The 23,822-nt window shown below is 72.5% G+C and carries 20 protein-coding genes; 12 read left to right on the top strand and 8 right to left on the bottom strand.

Annotation, left to right across the window (positions count from 1 at the left end):
• Positions 1 to 445 precede the first annotated feature (445 nt).
• The 3 genes from ACFYMU_RS08570 to ACFYMU_RS08560 all read right to left on the bottom strand — a co-directional run bounded on the left by ACFYMU_RS08570 (position 446) and on the right by ACFYMU_RS08560 (position 5,168).
• The gene (locus tag ACFYMU_RS08570) at positions 446 to 3,229 is read right to left on the bottom strand and encodes a multicopper oxidase domain-containing protein (RefSeq protein ID WP_388369872.1); all 2,784 of its coding nucleotides are present in this window, start codon (positions 3,227 to 3,229) and stop codon (positions 446 to 448) included.
• A complete protein-coding gene (locus ACFYMU_RS08565; protein WP_388369869.1) occupies positions 3,226 to 4,332 on the bottom strand; it encodes a hypothetical protein in 1,107 nt (368 codons plus the stop codon). The genes ACFYMU_RS08570 and ACFYMU_RS08565 overlap by 4 nt, the downstream gene beginning before the upstream one ends.
• Before the next feature lie 86 nt (positions 4,333 to 4,418).
• Complete coding sequence (locus tag ACFYMU_RS08560; RefSeq protein WP_388369866.1) at positions 4,419 to 5,168, bottom strand: helix-turn-helix transcriptional regulator; 750 nt, start codon at positions 5,166 to 5,168, stop codon at positions 4,419 to 4,421.
• 77 nt (positions 5,169 to 5,245) lie between these two features.
• Between ACFYMU_RS08560 and ACFYMU_RS08555 the strand changes: the two genes are divergently transcribed.
• From ACFYMU_RS08555 to ACFYMU_RS08545, 3 genes are all read left to right on the top strand, one after another.
• Positions 5,246 to 6,046, top strand: a complete 801-nt coding sequence (locus tag ACFYMU_RS08555; protein ID WP_388369863.1) for a DUF2249 domain-containing protein — start codon at positions 5,246 to 5,248, stop codon at positions 6,044 to 6,046.
• Between the two features lie 152 nt (positions 6,047 to 6,198).
• Complete coding sequence (locus ACFYMU_RS08550; RefSeq protein WP_388369860.1) at positions 6,199 to 7,047, top strand: helix-turn-helix domain-containing protein; 849 nt, start codon at positions 6,199 to 6,201, stop codon at positions 7,045 to 7,047.
• The gene (locus ACFYMU_RS08545) at positions 7,044 to 7,235 is read left to right on the top strand and encodes a DUF397 domain-containing protein (protein ID WP_388369857.1); all 192 of its coding nucleotides are present in this window, start codon (positions 7,044 to 7,046) and stop codon (positions 7,233 to 7,235) included. The genes ACFYMU_RS08550 and ACFYMU_RS08545 overlap by 4 nt, the downstream gene beginning before the upstream one ends.
• Here the strand turns inward: ACFYMU_RS08545 and ACFYMU_RS08540 are convergent.
• Together ACFYMU_RS08540 and ACFYMU_RS08535 are read right to left on the bottom strand one after the other, a co-directional pair.
• Positions 7,220 to 7,867, bottom strand: a complete 648-nt coding sequence (locus tag ACFYMU_RS08540) for a hypothetical protein (protein WP_388369854.1) — start codon at positions 7,865 to 7,867, stop codon at positions 7,220 to 7,222. The genes ACFYMU_RS08545 and ACFYMU_RS08540 overlap by 16 nt on opposite strands.
• Positions 7,868 to 7,983: 116 nt before the next feature.
• Positions 7,984 to 10,587 carry a PA14 domain-containing protein gene (locus ACFYMU_RS08535; RefSeq protein WP_388369851.1) on the bottom strand — a complete coding sequence of 868 codons (2,604 nt, stop codon included), beginning with the start codon at positions 10,585 to 10,587 and terminating at the stop codon, positions 7,984 to 7,986.
• A 157-nt stretch (positions 10,588 to 10,744) separates the two neighbouring features.
• Here ACFYMU_RS08535 and ACFYMU_RS08530 point away from each other — a divergent pair, with 157 nt between their 5' ends.
• The 6 genes from ACFYMU_RS08530 (at position 10,745) to ACFYMU_RS08505 (ending at position 16,986) form a co-directional block, all read left to right on the top strand.
• The gene (locus ACFYMU_RS08530; protein ID WP_388369848.1) at positions 10,745 to 11,758 is read left to right on the top strand and encodes a LacI family DNA-binding transcriptional regulator; all 1,014 of its coding nucleotides are present in this window, start codon (positions 10,745 to 10,747) and stop codon (positions 11,756 to 11,758) included.
• Positions 11,759 to 11,900: 142 nt separating this feature from the next.
• Positions 11,901 to 12,998 carry an ABC transporter substrate-binding protein gene (locus ACFYMU_RS08525; protein ID WP_388369845.1) on the top strand — a complete coding sequence of 366 codons (1,098 nt, stop codon included), beginning with the start codon at positions 11,901 to 11,903 and terminating at the stop codon, positions 12,996 to 12,998.
• 1 nt (position 12,999) lies between these two features.
• The gene (locus tag ACFYMU_RS08520; RefSeq protein WP_388369843.1) at positions 13,000 to 14,517 is read left to right on the top strand and encodes a sugar ABC transporter ATP-binding protein; all 1,518 of its coding nucleotides are present in this window, start codon (positions 13,000 to 13,002) and stop codon (positions 14,515 to 14,517) included.
• Positions 14,510 to 15,472, top strand: a complete 963-nt coding sequence (locus tag ACFYMU_RS08515; RefSeq protein WP_388369840.1) for an ABC transporter permease — start codon at positions 14,510 to 14,512, stop codon at positions 15,470 to 15,472. Before ACFYMU_RS08520 ends, ACFYMU_RS08515 begins: the two co-directional genes overlap by 8 nt.
• Positions 15,469 to 16,500, top strand: coding sequence for an ABC transporter permease (locus tag ACFYMU_RS08510; RefSeq protein ID WP_388369837.1), 1,032 nt, complete (start codon positions 15,469 to 15,471; stop codon positions 16,498 to 16,500). The genes ACFYMU_RS08515 and ACFYMU_RS08510 overlap by 4 nt, the downstream gene beginning before the upstream one ends.
• A gap of 33 nt (positions 16,501 to 16,533) precedes the next feature.
• Positions 16,534 to 16,986 carry a hypothetical protein gene (locus ACFYMU_RS08505; RefSeq protein WP_388369834.1) on the top strand — a complete coding sequence of 151 codons (453 nt, stop codon included), beginning with the start codon at positions 16,534 to 16,536 and terminating at the stop codon, positions 16,984 to 16,986.
• Between the two features lie 83 nt (positions 16,987 to 17,069).
• On the opposite strand, the gene ACFYMU_RS08500 is transcribed toward ACFYMU_RS08505, so the two are convergent.
• On the bottom strand, positions 17,070 to 17,906 hold the full coding sequence (locus ACFYMU_RS08500; protein WP_388369831.1) for an SDR family oxidoreductase: 837 nt from the start codon (positions 17,904 to 17,906) through the stop codon (positions 17,070 to 17,072).
• A gap of 63 nt (positions 17,907 to 17,969) precedes the next feature.
• On the opposite strand from ACFYMU_RS08500, the gene ACFYMU_RS08495 reads away from it, so the two are divergent.
• Entirely contained in the window at positions 17,970 to 18,593 is a 624-nt protein-coding gene (locus ACFYMU_RS08495; RefSeq protein WP_388369828.1) for a TetR/AcrR family transcriptional regulator, read from the top strand.
• Positions 18,594 to 18,674: 81 nt separating this feature from the next.
• Here the strand turns inward: ACFYMU_RS08495 and ACFYMU_RS08490 are convergent, their stop codons facing one another.
• Positions 18,675 to 19,826 carry a GNAT family N-acetyltransferase gene (locus tag ACFYMU_RS08490; protein ID WP_388369825.1) on the bottom strand — a complete coding sequence of 384 codons (1,152 nt, stop codon included), beginning with the start codon at positions 19,824 to 19,826 and terminating at the stop codon, positions 18,675 to 18,677.
• 270 nt (positions 19,827 to 20,096) lie between these two features.
• Here ACFYMU_RS08490 and ACFYMU_RS08485 point away from each other — a divergent pair, with 270 nt between their 5' ends.
• Entirely contained in the window at positions 20,097 to 21,464 is a 1,368-nt protein-coding gene (locus ACFYMU_RS08485; protein WP_388369822.1) for a hypothetical protein, read from the top strand.
• Between the two features lie 9 nt (positions 21,465 to 21,473).
• Entirely contained in the window at positions 21,474 to 22,871 is a 1,398-nt protein-coding gene (locus tag ACFYMU_RS08480; protein ID WP_388369819.1) for an MFS transporter, read from the top strand.
• A gap of 165 nt (positions 22,872 to 23,036) precedes the next feature.
• Here the strand turns inward: ACFYMU_RS08480 and ACFYMU_RS08475 are convergent, their stop codons facing one another.
• Complete coding sequence (locus tag ACFYMU_RS08475; RefSeq protein ID WP_388370324.1) at positions 23,037 to 23,765, bottom strand: alpha/beta fold hydrolase; 729 nt, start codon at positions 23,763 to 23,765, stop codon at positions 23,037 to 23,039.
• Between the last annotated feature and the right edge of the window lie 57 nt (positions 23,766 to 23,822).

Genomic DNA, 23,822 nt, shown 5'->3' with positions numbered 1-23,822 from the left:
CCATCCGCCCGCTCGACAAGTGCGGTGATCGTATCACCGCCGTGACGGCCAACCGGGTGCCCCCACCACGGAACTGACATCCCCTCGGAAGCCTTCACAAAGCACCTCGGAAACGACCGGAAGGCACACCTTCACCAACCGTTCGGGCACCCGGGGCGAGCGGGGGACGCATCCCGCCGCGGATACGTTTTTCCGGCCGTGGACGTGCCCTTGGGCCGGTGTTCGCGGCCCCGCGCGCCATCCGGTCGGTGCCCGATCGGCGCCCGATCCGCGGTGCGTCCGCCTCACCGGCCGGGGCCGGCGGGGCCCACGGCGACCCCACATCTCCTCAAATCCTCCTCACGTGCTCCCCACGTGCTCCCCACGTACTCCCCAGGACGAGCGCGAACTCGAACTCCGCGTGCTCTCGTCGCGTCCCCTCGTCGCGTCCCCTCGTCGCGCCGGCTCATCGCGTGACGTCGAACGCCCCGCGTGCCCCCCGCTCGGCGTCGCTCATGATGTGCGAGACGAACGGGTACGTCCCCGCCTCGGGGAAGGACAACTCGACGAATCCGCCCTCCGCCGGGGCGAGAGACAGCACCTGCGCGCCTCCGTGCCCCGGATCGTCCCGCCGCAGCCGGTAGGCGCCCTCCTGGTAGACGGTGTCGAACTGCCCGCCGACCACGTGGAACGCGCTCGCCCGGTTCGGTCCCGCGTCCAGCACCCAGATCCGCACCCGCTCGCCGGTACGGGCCTTCAGGGGCGCGTACGTGTACTGGCCGGCGTACCCGTTGAAGACGACGGCGTCGGGCCGCTGCGCGGCCACCTTCGCTGGGTCGGCGGTCCCGCCCTGCGGGCCGAGGTAGAGGTCGGACTGGACCAGCAGGTACTCCCGGTCGGCGCGCGGCAGGTTCGGCGGATCGATGACCACCGCCCCGTACATGCCGTTGGCGATGTGCAGCGACATCGGCATCGTCGAGCAGTGGTACATCCACACACCGCTGCGGGTGGCCGTGAACCGGTACGTCAGCGACTCGCCCGGCTGGATCGTCCGCATCGGCCGGTCCGGAGCGAGCGTCCCGGCGTGGAAGTCGACCGAGTGGCCCATCGACCCGTCGTTGACGAGCGTGATCTCGAACCTGTCCCCCACGCGGCCGCGCAGCACGGGTCCCGGCGCGGTGTCGCCGTAGGTCCACACGGTCTGCCGGACCCCGGGCGCGACCTCCTTCCGGGTCTCCCGGACGGTGAAGGTGCGCCGGTGGACGCGTGGGCCGTCGCCGCCCTCGGCGGGCGGCAGCGCGGCATCGCGGGCCGTGAAGCCGTGGGACGGCCGGGCCATGGGGTCGAAGTCCTCGGCGGCGGACGTCCCGGATCCGGCGGCCGCGGTGCCGGTGCCGTGGCCCGCGTGCCCCCCGGCCTCCCGGCCGTCCGTCCCCGCGCCCGTGGCGGACGCGCTGTCGCCGGTGGTCTTGGGGGTTCCGGTGGCCTTCACGGTGAACACCATGCCCATCTGCCGGTGCCCGGCCATCGAGCACCAGCCCTCCAGATCACGGCCGATGACGCCCGCGTCCAGGGTCGCCTGCCGGCCCGGGGACAGCCGGCCCGTGCGGGCGCCGCTCTCCAGGACCAGATCGTGGCGGTCGGTGCCGTGGTTGCGCAGCGTGATCACCAGGCGGTTGCCGACGGGCACCTCGACGGAGTCCGGGGAGAACCGCATGCCGTGCACGGTCACCTCCACCGTGGTCGTGCGGCCGGTGGGCCGCACCCGGTTCCCGTCCGCCGTGAGCGCGGCGGAGTGCGACCCCGGGGCGACGGGCAGCGACCGTACGTCCACCGCACCGCCCGCCGCGACCGCCAGCACCACCACCGCCACGCCCGCGGCCACGCCGCCCAGGACGCGGTACGGCGAGGACGGCGCGGCCGGGGGCGCCGGCGGTGCGGGCGGGCTGTCCGGCGCCGCCGCGCCGCGGCGTGCCGCGCGGTGCCGGACCACCGTCCGCACCAGCAGCACCAGGAACCACACCAGCATCGCCAGCAGCACCACCGAGCACACGACACGCACCGCGCTGGGCACCGGCAGCAGAGCCGTCACCAGCGCCGCGTTGGCCGCGGTCAGCCGCATCGGCCAGCCGCGGTCCAGTTCGGCGTTCGCCGCCCGCACGGCCGAGGGGCCACCGCCCAGCACCACCGGCACCAGGAAGCTGAGCGCCCCCAGCAGCACCTGCGCGATCCACCCGGCGGCGAGCGGCGCGGTCAGCGCCGGCACCCGGTCCGCCACCTCCGGCCACGTCGGCGCCGTCAGCAGGATCCAGACCAGCACCGCCAGCGCGCCGAGCAGCCAGCCGCCGCCCGCGACCACCGACCAGGTGGCGAAGGAGTACGGGGCCTTGGCCCGTGCCTCGCGCACCCAGGGCAGCCCCGCGACGACGAGCCCCGCCGCGTAACCGGCCACCCCCGCCGCGGCGAGCGGCGGCGGCGCCAGCAGCGCGGCGGCGACGGCCGCCCCGAGGCCGCCCAGCAGCACCGGCAGGGCGGTGCGCCCCGCCCGCTCCGCACCGTCCGCCACCCGCGTGCGCAGCATCGTCGGCCACAGGGTGATGAGGGTCCCGGCCACCGTGAGCCCGACCCACCCGAGCAGATTGATCAGTTCGTGCGCCAGCAGGACGCGCGCGTGGCCGGTGCCGGACAGGCTGCCGCGGGCCATCAGGACCCCGAGACCGGCACCCACCGGCAGCAGCGCGGACGCCGCGACGTAGTAGCGGACGGTCATCGCGAAGCGGCTGGGCAGGGCCCGCCGCAGCAGCCGGACCAGCCACACCGCGTGGGCCAGCACCGCGGCGGCGACCGCGGTACCGCCCGCGAGGACCGCGGGCCAGGTGCCGGTGAGCATGCCGCCGACGACGGCGACGGCACCGGCGTTGAGGCAGGCCAGCCGCAGGACCGCCGGTGCCCCCCGGTGCGCCTCGGGCAGCCGCAGCACGGAGGCGGCGAAGTGCCCGGACCAGATGACGACGGCGTTGCTGACCGCGCCGAGCAGCAGCAGGTGGACGAGCAGCCAGCGGGCCGCCGGGACGAACGGGTGGACCAGCGAGCCGGCGGCGAACAGCGCGAGCCACACCGCCACCACGACGTTCACGCCGAGGTGCCAGGCGGCGCGCGGCGACCTGCCGGTCGGCGGCCCGGGCGGGCCCGGCGGGAGACCGGGCGAGGAGGGGCCCTGGGGATCACGGGAGAGGGGCAGGGCGCTCACGAGGGGGTCTCCTCCGAGGTACGCGGCCGGGACGCCGGACGTGGCGCCGTCCCGTCTCCCGCGGTGCGGGTGAGTGTGAGGGCTGCCGCCGTCGCCACGAACAGCAGCACGGCGACGATGTTGAGCACCCCGCCGAGCCGCCAGGCCCAGCCGGTGCCCCCGAGGTCGCCCACGAGGACGCGCAGGGCCAGCGAGCCGTGCAGCAGCCAGACCGGTGCGGCCAGCACCGGCCGGTACGGCAGGGGACGGCGCAGCACCGCGGGCAGGATCACCGGGGCATGCGCCATGATCATGGACAGCACGAAGCCGAGGAAGACGGCGTGCACGACGGCGTCGTACCGGCCCCCGGCCCCGACCGGACCCGGCCACAGCCACAGCACGCCCGCCAGGGAGAGCCACGCGTACCCGGCCAGCAGACAGGCGGCGCTGAAACGGGGAAGCCCGCTCGAGCGCAGCATCCTGCGGGCCACGTCGTGGATGACGAGCCACCGGACGAGCGCGAGCAGGGCGGCGCCGAACAGCAGGACGCCCCGGGCCGGCCACAGCAGGCTCGCCAGGGTGCCGGCCACCACGGCGGCGACACAGGCCAGGAAGGCGTGCTCGGCCCGGGGCGCCGGCGCGGCCACGCGGGCCAGTTCCACCCGCTCCCCGGCGATGGTCAGCACGAGGAAGGCGGCCAGCCAGGGAAGCAGCCGGGGGACGTCCAGTCCGCCCAGCCACAGCAGCGCGGCACCGAGCGCCGACACCGCGCCCGCCGCCTCGGCGAGCAGGGCGGCGCTCGGCTGCCGCTGCCAGAACCGGGTGTGGACGGCGAGCAGGACGGCCGTACCGGCGACGAAGAGCAGCCGCCCGGCGAGCGTGGTGACGGGTGCGACCAGCAGCAGACCGCCCGCGCCGAGGAAGGCGGGAGACAGATAGGCCCAGCGGCGGCCCAGCGCGACCGCCCGCTCCAGCGCGATCAGCGTCCCGACGAACCCGAGCACGAGGAGCACCCCGTGCACATCGGGCAGCCGGCCGGTGGTGACGGGGGCGGGCAGGCCGAGCCGGAGCAGGGCGGCGTCCAGCCCGGCCAGGAGGGCGAACCCGGCGGGCAGCAGGAGCACTCCGCGCCCCGCACCGCTCCGCCGCGCGGGGGCAGCGCCCGGGGCGGGGGACGTCCGGGGAGCCCCCCGGCTCCCCTCCGTGGCGGTCACCGGGTGCCCCGGGGGCGCTCGGGGCCGTCCGCCGGAGGGGCGTCGCCGCGGCCGTCCGGGGCCTCCGGTCCGGCGTCGAAGTGCAGCGCGCAGGCGCCTGGTTCGGCGAACGGCCGCAGGGCCACCCGCTCACCGTCACCGCCCAGCGCGGCCATACCGGCTCTGACCAGCCCGGCGTGGACGTTGCAGATCACGTTCGGGTACTCGCGGGCGACCTCGATGAAGGGGCAGCGCGGCAGCCGTACGCGGTTGCCGTCGTCGTCCGTCTCCGGCGCGAACCCGATCTCGCCGAGCAGGGCGACGATCCGGCCGCGCGCCTCCTCCGGGCTGCGCCCGGGTGCCTGCCCGGCGACCAGGGCGCGGCCCCACTCCTCCCCGGCGGCGACGGCGGCCGCCTGCGGATCCGGGCTGGTCCGGGCGATCTGCGCGGCGAGCACGGCGGCGAGTCCGGCGTACTCCCGTACGGGGGACTGCTGGGGCAGGGCGGCCCGGTAGCGCCAGGCGGGGCGGCCGCGTCCGGCGGCGGGGGCCCGCTCGCGGAAGGCCAGGTCGAGGTCGACGAGCGCGTCCAGATGCTCGCGGACGGTGTTGGTGTGCAGTCCGCAGACCCGGGCGAGCGCGGCCGAGGTGACCGGCGCGGCCTGGCCCCGCAGGTGCTGGAGGACCGCCCGGCGTTGCCGGGACAGCGACGGGTCGTCGTCCGAGCCGCCGCCCGGGAGAGGGAGAGCCTTATTTTCCACGGACATGTCCGTAGTATATTGCAGTCACCGGCCCGGTCGGACCCGGCCGGCCCCCAACCGCTGGAACCGCTGGAGTAACGATCATGAGTTCTCTCACCCTCGCGTCGGACCCCGAAGACGCCGCGGCCGCCGAAGCCGTCGAGGCACACCACGCCCAACTGGCCGGCGAACTGGCCGGACGCGTCACGATGCTCCTGGAGGCCGAGCGCGACCCGGACGCGGCCGAGCGGACCCGCGCCGGCCTGGTCACCTTCTGCGAACGCGAACTCCTGCCGCACGCCGCCGCCGAGGAGTCCGCCATGTACCCCGCCGCACACGGCACGGTGGAGGGCCGTCTGCTGGTCGACGGCATGATCGCCGAGCACCGGCGCATCGGGGCGCTCGTGGAGGCGCTGCGCACCGCGCCCTCCACCGCACGGGCGGCGGCCGAGGCCCGGGCGCTCCAGGTGCTGTTCGAGGAGCACCTGGAGAAGGAGAACTCCCTCATCCTGCCGCTGCTCGCGGCGGCGCCCGACATCTCCCTGGCGGAACTGCTCGCCGGCATGCACGAGTTGCTCGGCGGTCACGCGCACGACGACGAGGACGACGAGGCGGAGGGCGAGGCGCGGCAGGGCGGCTGTGGCGGCGGGGGGTGCGCCTGCGGCGGCTCGAACGACGCCGCGGTACCCGAACTCGACGTGCGCAGCGTCCCGCACGCCCTGCGGCATGCGACCGTCTTCGGCGCACTCGACGCCGTACCGGCGGGCCGGGCCATGGTCCTGGTCGCCCCCCACGACCCCCTGCCGCTCCTGGCCCAGATCGAGGACCGACGGCCGGGCACGTTCTCCGTGGAGTACCTGGAGCGGGGCCCGGAAGCCTGGCGCCTCCAGCTGACCCACCGCTGACACCGACGAGGCGGCGTCCCGGCAGCGCGGCGGTTCGACAGGCACGACGCTGGTACAGCCGCGCTGTACCGGTTCACTCGCTGGACACGGTGAGTGACGGTCCGTGACCATGGGCGGGTCGGGCGCGTGGCGGGTACGGGAGGTGGCCGGGCGTGGTGAACGTCGAGGACGCGGGGGCCGGGGCGGTCGACGGTGAACCGGAGGTCTCGGACGGCCTCAAGGCTTTCGGCGCCGTGCACAAGGCGCTGCGGGAGGACGCGGGGCTCACGCAGGAGGAGTACGCGGAGATCGTCGGCTACTCGGTCCATGCCATCGCCAAGCTGGAGCAGGGCAGGCGGTTTCCGCAGCCGCGGTTCGTCGAGCGCGCCGGCGAGGTGCTGGAGGCACCGCGGGTCCTGCGGGCGGCGGCGCGGAACCTGACGCGGAGGCAGGGCCTGGCGTCGTGGTTCCAGCAGTGGGCGGGGATCGAGGAGGAGGCGATCTCGCTCTACGCGTACGAGTGCCGGGCGATTCCGGGGCTGTTGCAGCCGGAGCCGTACATCAGGGCGATCTTCGAGAGGCGGCTGCCGCCGCTGACGGAGGCACAGATCGAGCGGCAGGTGGAAGCGCGGCTCGAAAGGCAGCGGTTGCTCGCCGAGAGGCCGAACACTGCGTTCAGCTTCATCATCGAGCAGGCCCTCATCGAACGACGGGTGGGCGGCACAGAGGTCACCAGGTTTCTCATCGACCACTTGCTGACGGCCGGGCGGCTGCGCAACGTGGAGATTCAGATGGTGCCGCTGCGGCAAGAAGATCATGTAGGTGTCGACGGGCAGATGTACCTGGCGGAGACCCCCGATCACCAGTGGATCGGGTACACCGAAGGGCAGCAGTCAAGCGTCCTGATCACCAGCCCGGAAGACGTGAGCGCAATGCTCCAGCGTTATGGCAAGCTGCGTCAGCAGGCTCTCGGCCGTGAACCCGGCACGAGCCTGCTGGAGCAGATGCGAGGAGCGTTATGAGCAGCACCGAACTGGCCTGGTTCAAGAGCAGCTACAGCGGCAGTTCCGGGGACAACTGCGTCGAGGTCGCCCTGGCCGACCGTATCCACGTGCGCGACTCGAAGCACTCGGAGGGCGAGCAGCTCGCCCTCTCCCCCACCGCCTGGTCGGCGTTCGTCGACTACGCGGCCCGTCAGTCGAAGTCGTAGGCGGTGAAGGCGAGGCAGACGATCGTGCCGTCCGGCTCGACCGCCTCGAAGCCGTCCCTCTCCTCGGCTGCGACCGGGAAGAACAGCGCATTGCCTCCCCGGTCCGGATCGGTGACGATCTCGGCGTAGTTGGCCCTGCGGCCCTCGGCGTCACCGGCCGCGATGACGCGCTCGGCCGCACGGAGGTGCGTCTCGCGGTCGGCGGAGCCGCCCGGGTCGTACGGATCGCTGCACAGGACGGCGTAGTCGTTCAGCGGGGCGGGCTCGTAGCCGCCGTATCCGTCGTCCCAGTCGGCCGCGGTGATCCGGGCCGGATCCGCCAACGGCACGACGACGACGCTGACTCGGGCCACGGGCGGTGCGTCGTCCTGCCGGTGCCAGTGGAAACCCGCGTACACCGGTGCCTTGTCCGTCCCGGCGGGCCATGGCTGGTGGTACCAGCCGCCGACGGTCGTCATCCCGAACCAGGTGACCTGCTCGTCGAGCACCAACTCACCGGCGGGCGCGAACCATTCCGGTCTCTTGATCCGTGAGGGGTCGTCCCGGTTGATGTGGTCCACCCAGCGCCACAGCAGGGTGTCCATGCCGTCCGCGACGGCGGCGGAACCATCAGAACCGTTGGCCGATGTCATGGCGGGGAGTATGGCACGAGGGCCGGACGATCCGGCTGCGCCGGCCCGCCCGGTCGGCGGACCCCGCAAGTGCGGGTCCGCCCGCCGCTCGCACGGCGGGCGGACCGGTCCTCGGGTCAGGCGCAGCCGGCCGGGGTCGCCCGCGACGCGTCGTCGATCAGTGCTCGCTGGGCCGCCCCGACCCGCTCGACATCGGGCTTGACGACCTTGCGGTCGTAGGTCAGCAGGCCGTTGAGTTCGCCCTCGACGTCCGAGATCTGGGTGTAGACCGCGCCGTTGCCGCCCTGGCAGGCCAGCGCGTGCACCTCGGCGAGCTTGGCCAGGTAGTCGTCGGTGTAGGTGGCCGGGTCGACGTCGACGTACGACTGCTGCACCGACCAGGCGTGCCCGGGCACCGCGAGGCCCAGGCCGCCGTACTCGCCGCTGACCAGGGCGCGCCGGCCGTCGGGGTGGGGTGGCAGGGCGGGGCTGGGGTAGCCGTGCTCGTCCATGATGTCGCCGGTGCCGCCGTCGGCCCCGAGGTTGAGCCCGGACATGGAGTTGACCAGCCGGGTCGGGTCCCAGGACTTGGCCTGGTCGGCGATGCGGGCCATGTCGTACTGGCCCCAGCCCTCGTTGAAGGTGACCCACATGACGACCGACGGGCTGCTGATGTGCTCGTCGATCATCTGCCGCATCTCGCGCTCGTACTCGGCGCGGGCCGCGGTGCTCGGGTTCACCCCGGCGGTCATCGCGGGCATGTCCTGCCACACCAGCAGACCCAGCCGGTCGGCCCAGTAGAACCAGCGGTCGGGCTCGACCTTGATGTGCTTGCGCACCGCGTTGAAGCCCATCTTCTTGTGCATCTTCAGGTCGTACGCCAAGGCCTCGTCCGTCGGCGCGGTGTACAGGCCGTCGGGCCAGAAACCCTGGTCGAGGGTCGCCATCATGAAGACGGGGGTGCCGTTGAGGACGGTCCGCGGGACGCCGTTCACCTGCTGCACGGAGATCGAGCGCATCCCGAAGTAGCTGCCGACCCGGTCGCCGCCGACGCTCACCTTCAGGCCGTACAGGAACGGGTCGTTCGGCGACCACAGGTGCGGGTCCCGGAGGTGCAGGGTCAGGGGCTTGCCGGTGCGGCCGGCGGCGACGGCCACCCTGTGCCTGCCGTCGTACGCCGTCGCCGTGACCGGCAGGCCGTCGCGCACGCCCTGCGGCCGGACGGTGAGGGTGCCCGCGTCGACGTCCGGGGTCAGCTCGAGGGAGTCGACGTGGTCGGTGGCGACCGGTTCCATCCACACCGTCTGCCAGATGCCCGAGGTCGGGGTGTACCAGATGCCGCTGGGGTCCAGACGCTGCTTGCCCACCGGCGGGTTCTCGCCGTTCGCCGCGTCGGTCGGGTCGTGGACGCCGACGATCAGCTCCTGGGTACGGCCCGGCCTGAGGGCGTCGGTGATGTCGGCACCGAACTTGTCGTAGCCGCCCTGGTGCTGGGCGACCCGGGTGCCGTTGACGTACACCTCGGCCCTCCAGTCGACCGCGCCGAAGTTCAGCTGCAGACGCCTGCCGGAGCCGATGTGCCAGCCGCGCGGGACGGTGAAGGTGCGCCGGTACCACATGCGGTCCTCGTGCCGCTCGATCCCGGACAGCTGGGACTCCACGGGATAGGGGACCAGGATCCGCTCGCCGAGGTTCTTGCCCACCGGCGGCTGCTCCCCCGCCCGGGCCGCGGCGAACTGCCAGGAGCCGTTGAGGTTCTGCCAGTCCCCGCGCGTGAGTTGGGGCCTCGGGTACTCGGGGTGGGCGTTGTGCGGGGAGACCTGGTCGGCCCACCTGGTGCGCAGCTCGTAGGTGGACCTGTTGGCGCCGCTGCTCCAGAAGGCCCCGACAACGTTGCCGTCCGTCCTGGTCAGACCGCCCTGCCCGTCGTAGCGGACGTCCGCCGGCCCGGATGCCGTGCCGGACTTGTCGCCGACGACCGGTTCCTTCAGGGAGATCAGCAGCGCCCTGGGGTCGGCGGGGTCCGGCGCGGCCGTCCCCAGCGGCCACTTGGCGCCGCCGATCACGGCGTCGATGTGGTCGGCGAGGTCGGCCGGCGGCGCGGCGAGAGGCTGCGCGAAGTCGAGCCTGAGGGTGCGGCCGGTGCCCAGGACGGTGGTCGCGACGGCACCGTCGTAGTCGAAGCCGTCGGGCAGCCGGAACGCCGACTGCGGGACGGCCTCCTTGCTGCCGCCGGGCTCGGTCCAGCGCAGATGGAGGTTGGAGCCGCCGTAGTGCTCGAAGTACTCGACCTTGATGTCGTATGCCTTGCCCGCGGTCAACTCGACCGGCTCACCGGTCTGTTCGCGGTCCCAGTCGTCGACCCAGTGGTCGATGACCGTCCTCCCGTCGACCCACAGCCGGAAGCCGTTGTCGCCGGTGATCGAGAAGGTGGTGGGGCCGGTCCGCTCCGGGACGATCTTGCCGGTCCAGCGGACACTGACGTCGTCCGACCGGCCGGTCGCGAAACTCAGGCGCGGCTCCAGGGTGTCGAAGTCGAGGTTCGGGTCGAATCCGGTCGCCTTGAGCTCGTGGAAGTCGAAGGCGCCGGGAGCGGACTGGGTGTAGTACTCGCCCTTGAGCCCGTGGATCTCCACGGGGTCGTCCACCGCGGTCGCGACGGGTGCCGAGGCGAGTCCCGCGGTGCCCAGTGCCGCGGCGAGCAGCAGGGCGAGGCGTTGTCCGAGAGGTCTGATGCGCACGAATCCTCCTTGGCTGAGGAAGGGTGGCGGCTCGTTGCTTCAGTCTGTACAACGTTGGAAGGAACGGCAGTTGGCATCAGAGCACGGCTCCCGGCCCCTGTCCAGAGCCATGACGAAGCCCCGGGGGCGGGGCATCCATCGACGCTGAGGAGATCCCTTGCGGGTCAGCCTGAAGGACGTGGCGGAACGCGCGGGCGTTTCGATCAAGACCGTGTCCAACGTAGTGAACAACTATCCGCACGTCACCCCGGCGATGCGGGCCCGGGTGCAGGCGGCCATCGACGAGCTCGGTTACCGGCCCAACCTGACCGCGCGCCACCTGCGCAAGGGCCGCACGGGGATCATCGCGCTGGCCGTTCCCGAACTCGGCAACCCGTACTTCGCCGAGCTGGCCGGCGCCGTGATCGACGCGGCCGCCGAGCACGAGTTCACCGTCCTGCTCGACCACACGCGGGGCGAGCGCGAGCAGGAGATCCTGGTCAGCCAGGGCTTCCGGGCCCGGGTGATCGACGGGCTGATCCTGAGCCCGCTGGCCCTGGAGGCCGAGGACCTTCAGGGCCGGTCCGACGACGTGCCGCTGGTGCTGCTCGGTGAGCGCGAGTACGACCTGCCCTTCGACCACATCGCGATCGACAACGTGGCGGCGGCCCGGTGCGCGGTACGCCATCTGCTCGGCCGCGGCCGGACCCGGATCGCCTACCTCGGCGCGCGCACCGACTCCGTGAACCGGCCCGCCCATCTGCGCCTCGGCGGCTGGCGGGAGGAGCTGGCGGCGGCCGGGGTGCCCGCGCCCGACAGCCTGGTGGTGCCGGTGGGCGGCTGGGACCGGGACGACGGGGCGCGTGCGATGGCCGAGCTGCTCGACTCGGGTGTGCGTCCGGACGCCGTCTTCGCCTTCAACGACCTGATCGCGATCGGGGCGATGCGGGTGCTGCACGAGCGGGGCCTGCGGGTGCCCTGGGACGTTGCGGTGGTGGGCTTCGACGACATCGCGGAGGGACGCTTCGGCGCCGTCACCCTGACCACCGTCTCGCCGGACAAGAGGGCCATCGCCAAGATGGCCGTCGCCTCGCTGCTGCGCAGCCTGTCGGGCCGCGAGGAGCCCGGTGGGCGCGAACTCACCGCGCGGTTCGAGCTCGTCGAGCGGGAGAGCACCCTGGGGCGGCGGTGACGGGATGTCGGACGGAAGGGTTTACAGAGGTCTTTCAACGATGTAAAAACCTCACCTGAACGACGTGCACATCGAGTTGACCGCAAGAGCCAGCCCCCCGGCAGCGCTCTGAGCGCCGGGGCCGCGCCGTTTGGGGACTCCCATGAAGCCCACCGCATCTGTCCGTCGCACCTCCGCACGACACCTCCTCGCCGCCGGCCTCGTGACGAGCCTCGCGCTCGCGACCGGATGCACCAAGTCCGAGGACGACCCGGGCAAGAACAGCTCCGCCTCGCAGCAGGACGGCGCCGGCCAGGTGGTCGCCTCGCCGAGCACCGGTTCGGGCCCCACCTGCGCCATCGACGCCTACGGCGGGCAGAAGCTCGACCTGAAGGGCGCCACCGTCGGCTTCTCCCAGTCCGAGAAGGAGGCCAACCCCTTCCGGATCGCGGAGACCGCCTCCATCAAGGCCGAGGCCCAGAAGCGAGGCGTCGAACTGCTCACCGCCAACGCCCAGTCGCAGTTCTCCAAGCAGATCAGCGACGTCCAGGACCTCATCGCCAAGGGGGCGGACCTCCTGGTGATCGCGCCGCTCAACTCCGACGGCTGGGAACCGGTACTGCGCACCGCCGGCGCCAAGCACATCCCGATCGTGACCATCGACCGCAAGATCAACGCCACCGCCTGCAAGGACTACGTGAGCTTCATCGGCTCCGACTTCACCGAGCAGGGCAGGCGGGCCGCCGACCGGATGATCGAGGCGACCGGCGGCAAGGGCGAGGTCGCCATTCTGCTCGGCGCGGCCGGCAACAACGTCACCACCGAGCGCACCAAGGGCTTCGAGGACCGCGTCAAGGAGAAGGCACCCGGTCTGAAGATCGTGTTCCGGCAGACGGGCGACTTCGCCCGCGAGAAGGGTCAGTCGGTCACCGAGAACCTCATCCAGTCCAAGCCCGGCATCACGGGGATCTACGCCGAGAACGACGAGATGGGCCTCGGCGCCGTCAACGCCCTGAAGGGCGCGGGCAAGAAGCCCGGAGACGTGAAGATCGTGACCATCGACGGCACCCGCAACGCCGTGCAGGGCATCGTCGACGGCTGGATCTACGGCGTGATCGAGTCCAACCCGCGGTTCGGACCGCTCGCCTTCCAGACCCTCGACGCCTTCACCCAGGGCCGGAAGGTGGGCCAGGACATCGTTATCAAGGACAGCTCCTACGCCAGGAGCAACGCCCGCTCGGACCTCGGCAAGGCCTACTGACGTGCTCTCGGTCAGCCATCTGTCCAAGTCCTTCCCCGGCGTGCGCGCGCTGTCCGACGTGGACTTCACCGCGCGCGCCGGGGAGGTGCACGCGCTCGTCGGAGAGAACGGCGCCGGCAAGTCGACGCTCATCAAGGTGCTCACCGGTGTCTACCGGCCCGACGCCGGCGAGGTGACGTACGACGGCGGGCCGGTCCGCTTCGCCACCCCGCTCCAGGCCCAGCAGGCGGGCATCTCCACCATCTACCAGGAGGTCAACCTCGTCCCGCTGATGAGCGTGGCCCGCAACCTCTTCCTCGGCCGCGAACCGCTCGGCCGGCTCGGCCTGATCGACTTCCGGCGCATGCACCGCGAGGCCGACGAGGCCCTGCGCGCCCTCGGCATCCGGGTCGACGTGCGCCGACCGCTGCGCGAACTCGGCGTCGGCGCACAGCAGATGGTGGCGCTGGCCCGCGCCGTGGCCGTCGACGCCCGAGTCGTGATCATGGACGAGCCGACCTCCTCGCTCGAACCACGCGAGGTGCACACCCTGTTCGGGGTGATCCGCATGCTGCGCGAGCGCGGGGTGGCGGTGATCTACGTCAGCCACCGCATGGACGAGCTGTACGAGATCTGCGACACGGTCACCGTCCTGCGCGACGGACGTGTGGTGCACACCGGCCCGCTCGCCGGCCTCGACCGGCTGCGCCTGGTGGCCATGATGCTCGGGCGGGAGATCGGCGAAGTGCGCGCGGAAGGCATGACCAAGTTCTCCGGCTCGCACGACACCGCGGCCGAACCCGTGCTGCGCGCCGAGGGACTGACGGTCCGGCACCGCTTGCGGGACGTGTCGCTGACGGTACGGCCCGGCGAGGTCGTGGGCCTCGGCGGGCTGCTCGGCTCCGGCCGCAGCGAGACGGCGAAGGCCATCGCCGGGGCACTGCCCACCGACGCGGGCCGGGTCGTCGTCGCCGGAGTCGCGGTGCGGGCGGGCTCGACCGCCGCCGCGATCCGCGCGGGCATCAGCCTGCTGCCGGAGGACCGCAAGGCCGAGGGCATCGTGCCGGGGCTGTCGGTGCGCGAGAACATCGCGCTCGCCGCGCTGCCCGCGCTCTCCCGCTTCGGCCTCGTCGACGACGCCCGCATCGACCGGATCGTAGAGACGTTCATGAAGAGGCTGCGCATCAAGGCCGCGGGCCCGCACCAGAAGGTCGGCGAACTCTCCGGCGGCAACCAGCAGAAGGTGCTGCTCGCCCGCTGGCTCGCCCTGCACCCCAAGGTGCTGCTGCTCGACGAGCCGACACGCGGCATCGACGTCGGCGCCAAGGCGGAGGTGCAGGCACTCGTCGACGAACTCGCCGGCGACGGGCTCGCCGTGCTGCTGATCTCCTCCGACACCGAGGAGCTGATCGAGGGCAGCGACCGCGTGGTGGTCCTCAAGGACGGCGTCGTGGTCCGTGAGCTGACCTGCGACGCCGTCACCGAGGACGGGCTGATGCGCGCCATCGCGGCCGTACCCGCTGGAGGCGGCGATGACTGAACTCGCCCTGGCGCGCGGCGCACCGGACCGCGACCGTGTGCTGCGCCTGCTCCAGGACTACGGCGTGTACGGGGGCGTCGCGGTGCTGCTGCTGTTCAACTTCGTCTTCACCCCGCACTTCGTGTCCGCGGAGAACTTCCGCACCCAGGCCGTCCAGGTGGCCCCGGTCCTCATCGTCGCGCTGGGCATGGCGCTGGCGATCGGCACCGAGGGCGTCGACCTGTCGGTGGGCTCCGTGATGGCGCTGTCCACCTCCCTGCTGTCGCTCTACCTCGGATACGGGCCATGGCTCGCCGCGCTGACCGCGGTGGTCGGAGGCATCGTGGTCGGTGTCGCCAACGGCGCGCTGATCGCCTTCGTGGGCGTCCAGCCCATCGTCGCCACGCTCGCCCTGATGGTCGCCGGACGCGGACTGGCCCTGGTGCTGCTGCCGCAGCTCAAGGACGTGCGCGACCCCGGTATGGCGGCACTCGGCTCCGGCGACCTCCTGGGCGTGCCGTACCTGGTCCTGATCGCCGCGGCGCTCGCGCTGCTGATGGCCTTCGTGGTGCGCCGCACCACTCTGGGGCGGCAGGTCCTGGCCATCGGCGACAGCCGCGCCGCGGCGCGGCTCGCCGGACTTCCGGTGCGCCGCGTGCTGGTCGTGGTCTACGTCTGCTCCGGCGCCCTCGCCGCGATCGCGGGCGTGCTCGCCACCGCCCGCCTCACCGCGAGCGACCCCACCTCCCTCGGCACCCTGATGGAGCTGTCCGCGATCACCGCCGTGGTCGTCGGCGGCACCCCGCTCAGCGGCGGCCGGGTACGCATCGGCGGCACCGTCGCGGGCGCCGTGCTCATCCAGTTGCTCACGACCACGCTCATCAAGCACGATCTGCCGCCGTCGTGGACCCAGATCGCCCAGGCCGCGGTGATCGTCCTCGCCGTCTACGCGGCCCGGGAACGAGGCAGGCGATGACCACGCACACCGAAGAGGCCGGCGTGCCGGCCGGCACCGTGAGCCGGAAGGACGACGGCCCCGCGCGGGCGAACCGCTCCGAGCGGCTGAGCGCGCTCGCCCAGCAGCACGGCGCACTGGTCACCCTGGTGATCGCCATGACGGTGGCGTCGCTGAGCTTCGACACCTTCCTGACCGGCGACAACCTGGAGAACATGGCGCTGTCCTCGGCCTTCCTGGCCGTGGTCGCGCTCGGGACGACGTTCGTGATCGTCACCGGTGGCATCGACCTGTCGGTCGGCTCGCTGTTCGCCCTCGGCGGCGTGCTCGCCGCCTGGGGTTCGCAGTACGGCACCGCGGTCGCGCTGCTGTTGCCGCTTGCCGTGTGCGGACTGATCGGGCTGGTGAACGGGCTGCTCATCGCCCGCGTCCGGCTGGCACCGTTCATCGTCACGCTGGCCGCGATGCTGGGTGCGCGAGGCATCCTGCTGGCGATCACCGACGAGGGCTCGACGACGTATCTCGTCGACAAGGACTCCTTCTTCGCGACACTCGGGCAGGGCTCGCTGCTCGGCGTCGGGGTGCCCGTGTGGATCACGGTGGCGCTGTTCGCGACCGGTGCCGTCGTGCTGCGCCGGACCAGGTTCGGACAGTACGTGTACGCGGTCGGCGGCAACGAGGACGCGGGGGCCCTGATGGGCGCGCCGGTGGCCCGCACGAAGATCTCCGTCTACACGCTGTCGGGGTTGTGCGCCGGGCTCGCCGGCGCGCTCAACGCGGCCTGGCTGGTGTCGGGCGTGACCATTCTCGGCACCGGCATGGAGCTGGAGGCGATCTCGGCCGTGGTCATCGGCGGAACCCTGCTCAGCGGCGGCTTCGGCTTCATCAGCGGCTCGCTCGTCGGGGTGCTGCTGCTGAAGGTCATCCAGAACGTGATCAACCAGATCGGCTCGCTCGACTCCGCCTACCAACAGGTCGTCAGCGGCGCCTTCCTGGCCGTGGTCGTCGTCGCCCAGACCTGGCTGGGCCGCAGGCGCAGGGTCCTGTGAGACGCCTTTACATCGTTGCATCCGTCCAGGCCGGTGTGGTTCCCCCCGGGCCGGTGGACGGGCTGCTTCACCGGACGGACCTGCACCGCGCCCGCCGGCGGCGCCACGCACGACGTCACGACGTCGCTGGACACCATGCCGGTCTTCGTCCGCGCGGGCGGCATCGTCGTCGCACGGACCGACGACGTGCCCCACGACACGCAGGGTCCGGGACACCGACCGCCACGTCCTGCGGATCGGCGTCCCTTCGCACGGCATCCGGGACGCGGTGACCGTCGGCTACCGGTAGCGGCCGGTGTCTCGGCGGGCCTCCCGGCCCGTGCACAGGCCGCGAGGGCGGGATCGGCCCCGTTCCCGTCCCCGCCCTCGCGGGCCGCGCCCTCCTGTCGGGTCGCCGGCCGTCCGGGACGCCTCGCCGGCGTTCCGGGACGCCTCGCGCCCGTCTCGGCGAGAAGGTCGTCGCCGTGCGCCTGCCCGGTCCCGTGAGGGCGGCCGGGTCGCGCTCGCGGCCCTGGCAGCGGTGGTCGCGGCCGCCCCGGGCGGGCTGCCCGGCGCGGCCCGGTCCGCCGTCACCTCTCCTGTCCGAGGCGGCCGCATCGCAGCGCTGCGATCACTCCGCCGTCGACCAGCAGGTCGTTGCCGGTGACGAAGGTGGCGTCCGGCCCCAGCAGAAAGGCGGCGGCGGCTGCGATGTCGTCGGCGGTCCCCAGCCGGCCGGTGCCGGAGGCCTCGATCATGGCCCGCATCATGCCGCCGCTCTCGCCGTCGAGTTCCTGTCGTCCCATGGGGGTGGAGATCACACCGGGGCTGATGGAGTTGACGCGCGCCCCGCGCTCTCCCCAGTGCGTGCTGGCGGCCTGCACCCGCAGCCGGTTGGCGTACTTGGCGAGCGGATAGGCGCCCTGCGGGCCCAGCGCGTCGGCGTCGACGAAGGGCAGGCCGAGCAGATCGTCGGCGGGGGTGTGCGCCAGGGCCTGTTCCTGCTCGGCGCTCAGCGCGCCGGACGGCAGCATGTGTCCGGCCATGCTGGCGATCACCACGCCCGCGCCCCGGGCAGCGATCACCCTGCCGAACTCCTCCAGGACGAGTGCGGTGCCGAGCAGGTCCACCCGGAGGATCGCGGCGGCGGGCGCCTGCGCCGGGGAGAGCCCGGCCGTGTGCACGACCTGCGTGACCGGGCCGAGTTCCGCGGCGGCCCGCGCGAGGGCGGCCACCGAGTCGCGGGAGGAGACGTCCACGACGCGGGTGGTCACCGAGTGGCCGTGCTCCCGGAGCTTGTCCGCGACGGTCTGGAGGACCTTCTCGTCGAAGTCGGCCAGCAGCAGGGAGTTGCCCGGCCCCTGACGGCGGGCGATGGCCTCCCCCATGCCTCCGACACCGATGACGACGACCACGTCGGTGCTCATGATCCCTCCACATTACGTTACGTGTCGTTACGTAAATATGATAGCGGCCCGTAGAATGCCCCCATGACACAGGTGCGGCGTCGCGGCAGACCCCGGAGCGCGGACACGGACCAGGCGATCCTGGACGCCGCACGCGAGGTGCTGCTCCGGGAGGGCTACGCCGGGCTGTCCATGGAGAAGGTCGCCGCGGAGGCCGGCGTCGGGAAACCCACCGTGTACCGCCGCTGGCCCTCCAAGGCGGCCCTGGTCGGCGACGTCGCCCGGCGTGGTTATCTCGCGGTCGTCCCGGACGGCGAGGTGCCCGCCCCCGGCCCGGGATCGGTGGCGCAGGCCATCACCGACTGGTTCCGGTCGCATGCGGACGCCTCCACCGATCCGCGCGTGTCCGCCCTGGTGCTGGCCCTCACCGCGGCGGCCGCGGAGAACCCGCAGGACGCGGAGTCGCTGTACCTGCACCACACCCGCCACCAGCACACGGCCATCGCCGATCTGCTGCGCGCGGGCGTGGAGCACGGCGAGTTCCGGTCCGACGCCGACATCGACGCGGTCGTGGACGCCCTGATCGGATCGACTCTCTACCTGCTCCTCACCGGCCAGACCGCCGTGGCGGCCGAGCGGGCCGAGGCACTGACCCGGGTCCTGCTGAACGGGCTGCGCCACCCCGAGGCCCGCACCCCACGCCCCTGACCCCCCACCAGGGGGGCCGACCGCGCAGCCCGGAAGCCGGCGCTCGCCCGGTGCGTGCCACCGGTGCGGCGGCGAGCGACCTCAGCAGTACGGCTCCCACAGGTCGTACTCCAGGGCGGCGGAAATCGCGGGCGAGGAGTCGCGCAGGCGGCCGAGCAGGGCGCGGTTGTGGTCGCGGATCTCCTCGTCGTACCCGGCCAGCGGGCTGTCCTCGGACAGGTCCAGCAGCCACAGCGGCCGGAGCGCGGCACCGCGCAGCGCCTTTCCCTCCGCGGTCTCGGTGCCCGCGTGCAGCCGGCGCACTCCCGGGAGCCGCGCCGGTATGTAGTAGGTGAGGTTGAAGTACTCGGCTGCCGAGGCCAGTCGGTCGTGGTCGAAGCCGAGCGCCCGCAGGTGCACGGTGTCGCCCCAGCGGTAGTACAGGCAGAAGCCGACGGGCGGTTCGCCGGGCCGCGAGCACAGCACCACTTCGGCCCGCGAACCGGCGAGTTCGGCCTGCTCGCGAAAGGACTCCGCCATCGGGGCCACGTCGACGGTCCTGCCGTAGCGCAGCAACGAGCGGGCCACCAGCCGGGCCACGTCCTGCCAGGACTCGGCGAGCGTCCGGTGCTCCACCTCGTACCCGGCCTTCTCGAACTTCCGTATCTCGCTGCGGATACGGCGGGCCCGGTGCGCCGACAGCGAGTCCAGCCAGGCGTCATGGCCGCCGGGCGGGATCTCGATCCAGGCGTCGGTGGTCAGCGCGACCGGGGCGGTCCGCACCCCCGCCGCGCGCAGCGCCCGCACGTCCTCGGTGGTCAGGTACATCGCCACGCGGGCGATCTTCGACTCCTCGTGCAGGGGTGAGCGCAGCGCGCGGACCGCGTCGAGCACCGCCGCGGCGGCCTCGGTCCGATCGGTCCCCTCGCCGGTCAGCAGGTGCGCCAGGTAGCCCCGGCGCTGGCCGATGAGCAGGCCGCCCGGCTCGGGCGCCGGCAGGCCGCGGGCGGCAAGCAGGTCGTGCCACCGCAGGTGCGGGTTGGGCTCGTCGGTCACCGCCGCCACGGGGATCGCGGCCCGGCCGCCGCCCGGGGTCTCCACGTGCAGTCCGCCGGAGACGGACCCGGGCTCCAGGAGGGCGCACAGCCTCAGCCACAGCGCCGACGAGTAGAACCTGCCGTCGGCGAGCCGGTCCCACTCGGCGTCCCCGAGCCCGCCGACGGCGTCGGCGAAAGTGTCCGTCCTGGCGGTCATGGCGCCTCCCGCATTCTCTGCCCGACCGTGCACGCGAGTTCACCGCTTTCGGTTCCTGAAGGACTTTCCACGACCGGAATCAACGTTCCCCCACGGTTGCAGAACCATTCCTTTCGGGTGTTCAAGTGTTCTAGCAATAACACAGATTTCCCTTTCCCGCGGGCGCCGTCGAGCGAGAATTGAGCCGCAATTGAGTCGCTCCGGAGGCCGGGATGGAACAGTGACCCCTGCGGGCCGTGGGGCCCAGTCGCCATCGAGCAGGGAGACTTCATGTCGGCGGAGCGGGTAACAGCCCGGTACAACGAGGAGTTCCGCACACCGGGCAGTGACTTGCGTACGGTCGCCCAGCGCATCAAGGACTTCCCGACGCTCGCATCCTGGCACGGCGAGTATCTGGCCAGACCCCTCTTCGTCGCCGAGCGTGAGATTCGCGAGTTCGCCGATGACCTGCGGCAGCTCGTCGACCTACTCTTTTCCCTGCCGGACCGGATGTTCGGCGGAGATCCGGACGCATTCCGGTCGGTGCTCGGCATCAGCGACGGACGCTGGGAAGTGGTCCGGCGGTTCGGTGACCTGGTGCCACCCCGTTTCGGCCGGGCCGACATGTATCACGACGGCACCTCGTTCAAACTCCTCGAGACCAATCTGGGGAGCGAGTCCGGCGGCTGGGGCCTCACGAGTGAAATGTCCCAGGCGGCGATGGAGGTCGATGCCTTCGCCGACTTCGCGCGCCGGAACCGGCTCGGTTACGTGGATCCCGTGCGCGCCCTGGTGGAGGCGCTGCGCCGCTTCGGCGCCCGGGTGGCACCCGGGCGCGAGCCGGTGGTGGCCCTGCTGGAATGGCGCGGCGGTCTGAGGGACTACGGCGAGCTCTGGGTCAGCTTCCAGTCCGCACTGCGCCGGGCGGGCCTCGACATCCTGGTGGCCGAGGTCTCCGACGTGCACGAACGCGGCGGGGCGCTCTATCTCGGGGACACGAAGATCGACGTGGTCTACCGCTCCTTCGTCCCGGACCAGATCGCCGAGGAGCCCGGCGGCTGGGACCTGGCCGCTCCCCTGCTGCGTGCGCACCGGGCGGGCGGAACCCTGCTGTGGACCCCGCTCTCCAGCACCGTGTTCGCCAACAAGGCCTGTATGGCACTGCTTTCGGACCCGGCGCGGCGGCGCAACCTCAGCGAGGACGAATGCCGGCTCATCGACCGGGTGCTGCCCTGGACCCGGCTGATCGACCCTGACGCGCTCAAGACCGACACCGACCTCGTCGACGAATGCATCGAGCGGCGCGAGCAGTTGATTCTGAAGGTCAACGCGCGCGGCGGCGGAGCCGGCGCCGTGGCGGGCTGGGAAACGGACGAGGACGCTTGGCGGCGGGCTCTGGAGGACTCCGCCGTCGAAGGATGTGTCGTACAGCAGCGGGTGATCCCCCGGCCCGAGCTCGTGGTGGACCCGGTGTCCGGGAAGACCGAGGAATGGCACGCGGTCTATGGCATGTTCTACACCCCGCAGGGTTGTGCAGGCGCAGACGGCCGGGTGGTGCCGGCCGGCTCGGGCGGCGTCATCTCCGGCATGTCGCACGCCAAGGCGCGCGGGGCGGCTGTCTTCCAGCAGAGCGAGCTGCCCGCCGATGCGGCGAAGTAGAGAGACGTCATGATGCCGCAGCATTCCCCCGCGACTTCGGCGTGGCGGCGGGTCCGGACGGCCTGGGGTCTGCCGGACCTCGCGGGAAAGGGCCGGTTCGTCACGGCCAATCTGATCGACAGCCTGGGAAACGGGCTGGTGATGGCGTTCACCGTCGTCTTCTTCGTGAGGACGACGTCGCTGTCGCTGGTCGCCGTCGGCGCCGCGCTGACCGTCGGCCAGCTGCTCGCCCTGCCCGTTCCGCCCTTCATCGGGCCGCTGTTGGACACATTCGGTCCGCGCACCGTGGTCGCCGCGGGCAACTGGATCTCGGTGGCCGGATTCATCGGTTTCCTGTTCGCTCAGGCGGCCTGGCAGATCGTGCTGTGGCAGTTCGTGGTGCAACTGGGTTCCACCGCCTTCTGGATGGGCAGCAGCCCGCTCATCGTGCAGGTCGCCCGGGGCGTCGAGCGGGCCCGCTGGTTCGGCTTCGTCCGCGCCCTGCGCAATGTCGGCATCGGTTTCGGCGGCGCCGCGTCCGCGGTGGCCCTGAGCATCGGAACCGTCGCCGGACTGCGGGCGGTCATGGTGATCAACGTGGTCACCTTCGCCGTCGCGGGCTGGCTCTTGATCACCTTCCGGGGTGCGGACACCGGCGAGGCGGCCGACGCCGGGCCCGCGGAGCCGAAGCCCGAGCCTGAACCTGCGCCCGCCGAACCTGGGCCCGCCGAGCCGGAGCAGGCGGCGGGTGAGAGCGCCGGACCACCCTCGGACGGCTATCGCACCGTGCTGAAGGACACCCGGTATCTGCGGCTGGTCGCGACGAACATCGCCTTCGCCTTCGCCTCCGCGGTGATCACGGTGCTGCTCGCCGTCTACGCGGCGGACGACCTCCGTGTCGGCTCCTGGATCGTCGGCGTGCTCGTCGTGCTGAACACGGCCGTGGTCGCGCTGTTCCAGACGCTCGCCAGCCGGTGGACCGAGGCCCGCAGCCCGGTGACGGTGCTGACGCTGGCCCTGCTGTTCAACGCGGCGGCGTTCGTCGTCTTCGGCACCCTGCTCGTGCTGCCCGGCTGGGCGGTGATCGCCGGGCTGCTGATCGCGATGGTGCTCTACACGGTGGCCGAGATCCTCGGCTCGCCCCCGACCAGCGAACTGAGCGTGGTGATGGCGCCCGAGCATCTGCGGGGCCGCTATCTGGGCGTCTACCAGCTGTCCTGGTCGGTCGGCGGGGCCGTCGCCCCGGCGCTGCTCACCGCGCTGTCGGAGGGCGGCGCGGCGCTGCCCTGGGTGTTCCTCACCGCGATCAGCCTGCTGGCCGTACCGCTCGTGCTCGGGCTCGACCGGCGGCCCGCGGCCACGAGCGAGGCCGCACCGGCCGGGGGCGCCGCTCCCGTGGCGCGGTTCGACGGCGACCCCATCGGCTGAGCCTGCCGGCGCCTGTCGAGCACACACCACGCCCACCACGCCCACCACGCGCACCGCGCCCACCGCGCGACGCCGACCGCCCACCGCCCACCGCGCGACGCCGACCGCCGACCGCCGACCCGCAACAAGCCGGTCGGCGGTCGGCGCGTGCCGTGGGGGATCGGCTCAGTACGCCCCGTCCGGCCGGGCATCGAGTCGTTCGAGCCTGTCGATCAGGTGGGCGAACTCCTGGGGATGACTGACATGGGCGGCATGTCGTGCGTCCTGGATCTCCACGAACTGCCCGTGCGGCAGCAGGTCGGCGAGTCGTCGAGCGACCTCGCGGTGATGGGGGACGGACAGGGAGCCGGCGGCGACGACGGTGGGCGTGCGGAAGTCCAGCGGGTCGAAGAACGGCACATCGACGGTCGGATCCGCCATCTCGGCCAGCAACGAGGCCCCGTCGGCCGCGAGATCCGCGGGCTGCGCACGGGCGAGCAGCAGGCGGCCCGCCCCGCCGAGGGTCTCGGCGAGCATCGCGCGAGCCGCCTGCTCGGGTCCCCCCTCGGCCGAGCTGCGGCTGACCGTTTCCTCCCAGGGATCGGCGGCGGGCCACCACGGCAGCCATCGCACCGGAGGTTCGAACGCGACGACGCCCGCGGTCGACTCCGGCTCGCGGGCGGCGGCGGCCATCGCCGCCAGCGCGCCGTAGCTGTGACCTACCACCACGGAGGGCGAATCCAGCTCCGCCAGGACCGCACAGAGGTCGTCGACATGCGTCTCCAAGGACACGTGCGGACCGCCCATCGACCGTGAACGGCCCCACCCGCGCCGGTCGTAGCCGACAACCGGACGCCCCGGGAGGTGGTCCGCGACCCGCCGGAAGCTGATGCTGCGGTCCATGGACCCATGCACGAACACCACCGGACCACCCGTCGCGGGGACTGCGCCGCGAACCCTGCTGACGGTGGG

Origin of the sequence: Streptomyces sp. NPDC007264 (assembly GCF_042869095.1) — a bacterium.
Lineage (GTDB): Bacteria > Actinomycetota > Actinomycetes > Streptomycetales > Streptomycetaceae > Streptomyces.
This window is presented reverse-complemented; position numbering and strand designations above follow the sequence as displayed.

What these genes read in the sequence shown, in the direction of transcription:
- ACFYMU_RS08560 (WP_388369866.1), bottom strand. Translation starts at nt 5,168, where the DNA reads ATGTCCGTGGAAAATAAGGCTCTCCCTCTCCCGGGCGGCGGCTCGGAC.
- ACFYMU_RS08555 (WP_388369863.1), top strand. Translation starts at nt 5,246, where the DNA reads ATGAGTTCTCTCACCCTCGCGTCGGACCCCGAAGACGCCGCGGCCGCC.
- ACFYMU_RS08545 (WP_388369857.1), top strand. Translation starts at nt 7,044, where the DNA reads ATGAGCAGCACCGAACTGGCCTGGTTCAAGAGCAGCTACAGCGGCAGT.
- ACFYMU_RS08540 (WP_388369854.1), bottom strand. Translation starts at nt 7,867, where the DNA reads ATGACATCGGCCAACGGTTCTGATGGTTCCGCCGCCGTCGCGGACGGC.
- ACFYMU_RS08525 (WP_388369845.1), top strand. Translation starts at nt 11,901, where the DNA reads ATGAAGCCCACCGCATCTGTCCGTCGCACCTCCGCACGACACCTCCTC.
- ACFYMU_RS08515 (WP_388369840.1), top strand. Translation starts at nt 14,510, where the DNA reads ATGACTGAACTCGCCCTGGCGCGCGGCGCACCGGACCGCGACCGTGTG.
- ACFYMU_RS08510 (WP_388369837.1), top strand. Translation starts at nt 15,469, where the DNA reads ATGACCACGCACACCGAAGAGGCCGGCGTGCCGGCCGGCACCGTGAGC.
- ACFYMU_RS08500 (WP_388369831.1), bottom strand. Translation starts at nt 17,906, where the DNA reads ATGAGCACCGACGTGGTCGTCGTCATCGGTGTCGGAGGCATGGGGGAG.
- ACFYMU_RS08495 (WP_388369828.1), top strand. Translation starts at nt 17,970, where the DNA reads ATGACACAGGTGCGGCGTCGCGGCAGACCCCGGAGCGCGGACACGGAC.
- ACFYMU_RS08490 (WP_388369825.1), bottom strand. Translation starts at nt 19,826, where the DNA reads ATGACCGCCAGGACGGACACTTTCGCCGACGCCGTCGGCGGGCTCGGG.
- ACFYMU_RS08485 (WP_388369822.1), top strand. Translation starts at nt 20,097, where the DNA reads ATGTCGGCGGAGCGGGTAACAGCCCGGTACAACGAGGAGTTCCGCACA.
- ACFYMU_RS08480 (WP_388369819.1), top strand. Translation starts at nt 21,474, where the DNA reads ATGATGCCGCAGCATTCCCCCGCGACTTCGGCGTGGCGGCGGGTCCGG.